Source organism: Saccharomonospora iraqiensis subsp. paurometabolica YIM 90007, from assembly GCF_000231035.2.
Classification (GTDB): Bacteria; Actinomycetota; Actinomycetes; order Mycobacteriales; family Pseudonocardiaceae; genus Saccharomonospora; species Saccharomonospora paurometabolica.
The window spans coordinates 142,957-148,266 of the sequence record NZ_KI912185.1 but is presented as its reverse complement, the minus strand read 5'-3'; the positions used below and the strand labels follow the sequence as shown (position 1 = coordinate 148,266).

Below are 5,310 nucleotides of genomic sequence, written 5' to 3'. Positions count from 1 at the left end.
CGGCAGGCAGCTTGCGCCATCGAGTCCCGCGCAGACTCCGCTGCGCACGCAGCGCGTCGGCCAGCACGCCGAGGGCGCGGCTGGACACACTCATCCCGGACGGGTAAGACAGCATGGTGAAGCTCCTGGTGAGACGGATTGATCTAGGCAATCACCCGTCTACCAGGAGCTTCACCTATTGGTGGTCACGCCACGCCGCACTCGCCCTGACATGCCCGCCCGGCAGGTTGGCAAAGGCTCACTGAGAGCCAGCATCCTGTCGGACACCGCGCAACACGCACTCTGGATCGGCAAACCCGAGGACGCGCTGACCTACGTCGACTACGCGCTCGTGCGCTCCGACCGCCTCATGCCCGTCCACCAGGCACTGCTGCACACCATGCGCGCCCGCGTGCTCGCCACCATGCGACGCCCCCAGGACACCCTCACCGCCATCAGCCAGGCCGACGAGCACATGTCCCACGCCCGCCCGGACGACGACCCGCACTACATGGGCTACTACGACACGGCCGAACACTCCGCGATCGTCGGGGAGGCACTGGCCGACCTCGCCCCCACCGGCCACGGCACGGCCGAGGCCACCCGACGGCTGACCACCGCCGTCCACGGCTACGGCCCCACCTACACCCGCTCCAAAACCCTCACCGAAATCCGCCTCGCAACCCACACCCTCACCACCGGCGACCCCCGCGAAGCCGCCCACATCGCCGCAGGCGCCCTCGACCACACCGACACCCTGCGCTCCCAACGCGCCCTCACCAACCTCCGCCACCTCAACCACCACACCACCCGCCACACCGCCATCCCCGAGATCGCCGACCTGAACCACCGCCTCACCACCCACCTCACCGATGCGTGAGACCGCCTCGTCGAACTTCGGTGCCGCTGACGACCGGGAATCCCGGCGGCACTGGTTCCGCGAGCACACGGCCTCCTGGGTGCGGGCCATGAACACCGACGACGAAGGTCCCGACGAAGCGGACGGGATCACCGACCGGATGGACGCACTGGTGCGAGCGTGGGACCAAGAAGGCGTCACCGGGGAGATCCTGCGTCCACTCCTGACCGACGGATCGGCCCACGTCCGGGTCGCCGCGGCGGCCTACCTGCTCCAGCGGGGCGAGACCGCACCGGCGTTCGATGTTCTCCAGGCAGCTGCGGACGACGACGCGCAGGTGCTCGCCGCCTCGGCAGCGGACTCGGTGCTGCTCGTCCGGCGCCGACAGCAGTCGCGGTAGCTGCCGGGGCGGACACCGGTAAGGGGCGCCGGGCTCGGTGTGGTTCCGTCTCGTCACCAGGGTGGGAAAGGATGAGAACCTCACTGCGGCGGGTCCTCAGGCAGCAAGTACCTGAGAAGGGGCAGCTCACGGCCGGGTACCGACGTGGAAGCGACGGTGCCGACCAGGTCGGCTCCGCGCGACTCGTAGAAGGGCCTCGCGCCGGGATCGGACTCGATTCGGATCTGCCGGAATCCCAGCTTTCGGGCGGTGTCGCACATGTGGACCCAGAGCTGTCCTCCGATGCCGTGGCCGATGGCGGACGGCTCCACGAACAAGTGACCCAGCTCCCCCTCCGGAGGTTGTCCCTCCAGACTGTAGAAGCCCACGGGTTCTCCTCCGCTGTCCGCGACGACCACGCGACGCGCCTCGAGCTCCCTCGGGTGCAACGTCAACTCTTCGCGGCATGCCTCAAGGAACGCCGGGCCGTATCCCCAGTACCCTTTCGACCGCAGGGCCAGCTTCGTCAGGACAGCCGCCTCGCCGACGTTCGCAGGCCGCAATACGATATCCACCCCGGATGTCATGCCACCAGCCTGCACCAGGCGTCCCCGTCCGGTGGTCAGTTCCGCGGGACAAGCCCGAAATGTGCTGACAGGTCGGCGAATGCGCCGCTCCGGCGGCGTGGCACCCGGTCGAGCAGCCGCTGCCCGATCGACGAACTCGGCAGCATCGAAATGACGTCAGACCAGAGCTGCGAGGTCGGTCTGCACCCCACCGTCACGCCCGATACAGTCGTTGGCGAATAGCCTCGGTGGACCCCTGCCCTATGGTCATGTTGCCGGGGCTCCGGACTTTCCACGCCCCCGGGCACCCGGACCGTGCCCTCCGGCGTGGCGGATCACCCTTTCGACCAGCCGCCTCGACATGCCATCTCCGACCGTTGGATCCAGCCAGTACCACGGTGCGCGGGTCGACGCGCTCGCCGAGCTGCAGAGAGCATTGGAGCAGGAGCCCATGGGCACGCCCGAGTTCGTCTACACCACCTACATCAGGACCACACCGGAGCGGTTGTGGCAGGCACTCACCGAGCCGGAGTTCACCCGGCGCTACTGGGGTGTCTCGTTCGACACGGACTGACAGGTCGGTTCGACCATGACCTGGGAGGAGGGCGGCACCGTGACCGCCGATCCCGGGCAGGTGGTGCTCGCGTCCGAGCCGTACCGGCGACTGTCCTACACCTGGCACAGCCTGACCCCGGACTGGGCGAAGACCGTCGGCCTCAGCCACGACGTGTACGCCAGGCTGGCCGACGAGGGTCGTTCGAAGGTGACCTTCGAGATCGAACCGCTAGGGGCACTCACCAAGCTGACCGTCGTGCACGACGACTTCGACGAGGGCAGTGTCCTGCACTCCATGCTCAGTCAGGGTTGGCCGGGACTGCTGTCCAGCCTGAAGACCCTGCTGGAAACCGGGGAGCCGTTGCCGAAGCCCGAGCGCGCAGCGCAGGGCCGGTGACCGCCGTCGGTGAACTCGTCACCACCGTGCCGGACCGGAGATCACGGCTCGTCCGGTCGGAGCAGTGCCCGCACCGCCGGGCGGAAGTCGAGCTCGTACGGCAGGGATGCGAGTTCCTCCGGTGTCACCCGGACGTTGCGGGCCGCGGCGAGCTCCGCCAGCCATCTCCAGGGGTGCGGCTGGCCGGGTTCCTCGTCGTCCCCCTCGTCCGGCAGCAGGGCCCCGAGGACGGAGTCCCGCAGTTCGTCGACCGTGAAGCCGGTGAACTCCGGCGAGCGAGCACCGCGCACGGCGATGGTGACGCCGCGTTCGCTGTGCAGCACGACGCGCGTGCCGGACTCCATCTCCAGATACTCGCTCAGGGCGAGGCTGACCTGCCGGATCGCGGCGTCCCACGGGACAGCGACCTCGCAGACGGCCCCGACGGCGACCACGGCTCCGTCACCGGCGACCGCGTCCGGGCCGGGTGGCCCCCGTCCCGGGCCCGTATCCGGCACGGGGGCGGCCGACCATCCCCCGGTCGCGGCGTCGTCCATGGCGGGGCCTCCGGTTCCGGCGGGGCGTGCGGGACGTCCGACCGGGGGAGGATACGGCAGGCCCGGCGGCTGCACCTGCCGGTTCGGCCGAACGGAACCGGCCCCGGTGACAGGCGGGAGATCGCCCTGCGTACGACGGGGCCGCCGAGGAGCTCCCCCGCGGCCCCGCACCCGGACGGATCCGGCTCACCGCCTCACTCGTAGGCCACCTGGTAGTGCTTGATGCCGTTCAGCCAGCCGGAGCGCAGCCGGTCCGGCTCGCCCACCTCGCGGATGTTCGGCATCTCGTCGGCGATGGCATTGAACATCAGGTCCATCTCCAGACGGGCCAGGTTCGCGCCGATGCAGTAGTGCGCGCCGGTGCCGCCGAAACCGACGTGCGGGTTCGGGTCCCGCATGATGTCGAACGTCTCCGGCGAATCGAAGACCTCGGGATCGAAGTTGGCCGAGCTGTAGAACATGCCGACGCGCTCGCCCGCGCGGATGTGCTGCCCGCCGAGCTCGGTGTCGGTGGTCGCGGTGCGCTGGAAGGCCACCACCGGTGTCGACCACCGCACGATCTCGTCGGCCGCGGTCTTCGGCCGCTCGCGCTTGTAGAGGTCCCACTGGTCCGGGTGGTCGAGGAAGGCCTTCATCCCGTGCGTGATGGCGTTGCGGGTGGTCTCGTTGCCCGCCACGGACAGCAGGATGACGAAGAAGCCGAACTCGTCGGAGGTGAGTCCCTCGCCGTCCACATCGGCCTCGATGAGGGTGGTGACGATGTCGTTCATCGGGCACTGGCGGCGCTGCTCGGCCATGGCCGTGGCGTAGCCGACCAGCTCGGCCGAGGCGGTGATCGGCTCGACGTCGTACTCCGGGTCGTCGTAGCCGATCATCTGGTTCGACCACTCGAAGATCTTGCCGCGGTCCTCCTGCGGGATGCCGAGCAGCTCGGCGATGGCCTGCAGCGGCAGTTCGCAGGCCACGTCGGCCACGAAGTCGCCGGAGCCCTTCTCCCGGGCGGTGCGCACGATGTTCCGGGCCCGGCTGCGCAGGGCGTCCTCCAGCCTGCCGATCGCGCGCGGGGTGAAGCCCTTCGACACGATCCGCCGGAGCTTCGTGTGCTGCGGGGCGTCCATGTTGAGCAGGACGAGCCGGTTGGCGTCCATGCCCTCCTCGTCCATGGTCTCGTCGAACCGGATGATCGCGCTGTTGGCGGCCGAGGAGAACGTCTGCGCGTCCTTCGAGATGGTCTTGACGTCCTCGTGCCGGGTGACGACCCAGTAGCCCTCGTCCTGGAAACCGGCCACGTTGTACGGCTGCGGATTCCACCACACCGGCGCGGTGCGGCGGAGCAGCGCGAGCTCCTCCAGCGGCAGGCGCTCCGCGTAGAGGTCGGGATCGGTGAAGTCGAATCCGGTGGGCAGCAACGACGAGCTCATGGCCGTACCTCCGACAGCAGCGTCGTGGAACACGTTCTACTGCCAGATTGAAGCATACGGTGTTAACTCGCGGAACCCGTGGAGTGAACCGTGTTTACTTGATCGATCCGGGGAGCTCACTCACGCTTCGCACACCCGTTCCGCCACCCCGGCGATCCCTGTCGCACCGCCGCAGCAGGCAAGAACACGTTCTACTTGCCGGGTGTGGTTCACCCTCCGCGGTCAGTGCGGATCCTGTCCCGGCCAGCGGGGGTCGGGAACCGGGACGTCCCGCCCGGTGTGCAGCGGTGGCGCGGGGGAAAGCCGGATCGCGCCGTCCCGGGTGACGCTGCTCGGGTACCTCCCGGCGTGGCCCAGCCCCTGCCCGGAGGTGGGGACCTCCGTCGTCCCACCGGTACCGATGCCTCCGCCGAGGTCGCCGGAGGCGTCGCCCGGATCGTCCAGCGACCCCGAGACGACGTGGCGGTCCGACGCGGCGGACCACTCCCCCGCACCGACCGTCCGGGACACCGGCCGTCCGGCTCCCGGGGAGGGAGGCTGCTCCCGGTCCCGTTGCCGGGGTACCGGGCTCGGCGCAGGCGGCACGGCCCGCCCTCCGCGGAGGGGCGGGGTGTCCGG

Annotated in this window: 8 protein-coding genes; 4 read left to right on the top strand and 4 right to left on the bottom strand. The window is 69.6% G+C overall.

Annotated features, from left to right (window positions below; translation table 11 throughout):
• Positions 1 to 211: 211 nt before the first annotated feature.
• Together SACPADRAFT_RS24545 and SACPADRAFT_RS0200800 are read left to right on the top strand one after the other, a co-directional pair.
• Positions 212 to 859, top strand: coding sequence for a hypothetical protein (locus SACPADRAFT_RS24545; RefSeq protein WP_007026338.1), 648 nt, complete (start codon positions 212 to 214; stop codon positions 857 to 859).
• Positions 852 to 1,238, top strand: coding sequence for a hypothetical protein (locus tag SACPADRAFT_RS0200800; RefSeq protein ID WP_007026339.1), 387 nt, complete (start codon positions 852 to 854; stop codon positions 1,236 to 1,238). The genes SACPADRAFT_RS24545 and SACPADRAFT_RS0200800 overlap by 8 nt, the downstream gene beginning before the upstream one ends.
• 80 nt (positions 1,239 to 1,318) lie before the next feature.
• Here SACPADRAFT_RS0200800 and SACPADRAFT_RS0200795 read toward each other — a convergent pair whose 3' ends face one another.
• The gene (locus SACPADRAFT_RS0200795) at positions 1,319 to 1,804 is read right to left on the bottom strand and encodes a GNAT family N-acetyltransferase (RefSeq protein WP_007026340.1); all 486 of its coding nucleotides are present in this window, start codon (positions 1,802 to 1,804) and stop codon (positions 1,319 to 1,321) included.
• A 340-nt stretch (positions 1,805 to 2,144) separates the two neighbouring features.
• Here SACPADRAFT_RS0200795 and SACPADRAFT_RS34445 point away from each other — a divergent pair, with 340 nt between their 5' ends.
• Positions 2,145 to 2,357, top strand: coding sequence for an SRPBCC family protein (locus SACPADRAFT_RS34445; RefSeq protein WP_407690009.1), 213 nt, complete (start codon positions 2,145 to 2,147; stop codon positions 2,355 to 2,357).
• Positions 2,358 to 2,372: 15 nt separating this feature from the next.
• Positions 2,373 to 2,735 carry an SRPBCC domain-containing protein gene (locus SACPADRAFT_RS34440; RefSeq protein ID WP_007026342.1) on the top strand — a complete coding sequence of 121 codons (363 nt, stop codon included), beginning with the start codon at positions 2,373 to 2,375 and terminating at the stop codon, positions 2,733 to 2,735.
• Between the two features lie 41 nt (positions 2,736 to 2,776).
• Here the strand turns inward: SACPADRAFT_RS34440 and SACPADRAFT_RS0200785 are convergent, their stop codons facing one another.
• The 3 genes from SACPADRAFT_RS0200785 to SACPADRAFT_RS31865 form a co-directional block, all read right to left on the bottom strand.
• The gene (locus SACPADRAFT_RS0200785; protein ID WP_007026343.1) at positions 2,777 to 3,271 is read right to left on the bottom strand and encodes a hypothetical protein; all 495 of its coding nucleotides are present in this window, start codon (positions 3,269 to 3,271) and stop codon (positions 2,777 to 2,779) included.
• A gap of 194 nt (positions 3,272 to 3,465) precedes the next feature.
• Entirely contained in the window at positions 3,466 to 4,692 is a 1,227-nt protein-coding gene (locus tag SACPADRAFT_RS0200780) for a cytochrome P450 (RefSeq protein WP_007026344.1), read from the bottom strand.
• Positions 4,693 to 4,914: 222 nt separating this feature from the next.
• On the bottom strand, positions 4,915 to 5,310 hold a 396-nt coding region (locus SACPADRAFT_RS31865), incomplete at its 5' end, for a hypothetical protein (RefSeq protein WP_233357088.1).

Coding starts and splice junctions, on each gene's coding strand:
- SACPADRAFT_RS34440 (WP_007026342.1), top strand. CDS start 2,373: ATGACCTGGGAGGAGGGCGGCACCGTGACCGCCGATCCCGGGCAGGTG.
- SACPADRAFT_RS34445 (WP_407690009.1), top strand. CDS start 2,145: ATGCCATCTCCGACCGTTGGATCCAGCCAGTACCACGGTGCGCGGGTC.
- SACPADRAFT_RS0200785 (WP_007026343.1), bottom strand. CDS start 3,271: ATGGACGACGCCGCGACCGGGGGATGGTCGGCCGCCCCCGTGCCGGAT.
- SACPADRAFT_RS0200800 (WP_007026339.1), top strand. CDS start 852: ATGCGTGAGACCGCCTCGTCGAACTTCGGTGCCGCTGACGACCGGGAA.
- SACPADRAFT_RS24545 (WP_007026338.1), top strand. CDS start 212: ATGCCCGCCCGGCAGGTTGGCAAAGGCTCACTGAGAGCCAGCATCCTG.
- SACPADRAFT_RS0200780 (WP_007026344.1), bottom strand. CDS start 4,692: ATGAGCTCGTCGTTGCTGCCCACCGGATTCGACTTCACCGATCCCGAC.
- SACPADRAFT_RS0200795 (WP_007026340.1), bottom strand. CDS start 1,804: ATGACATCCGGGGTGGATATCGTATTGCGGCCTGCGAACGTCGGCGAG.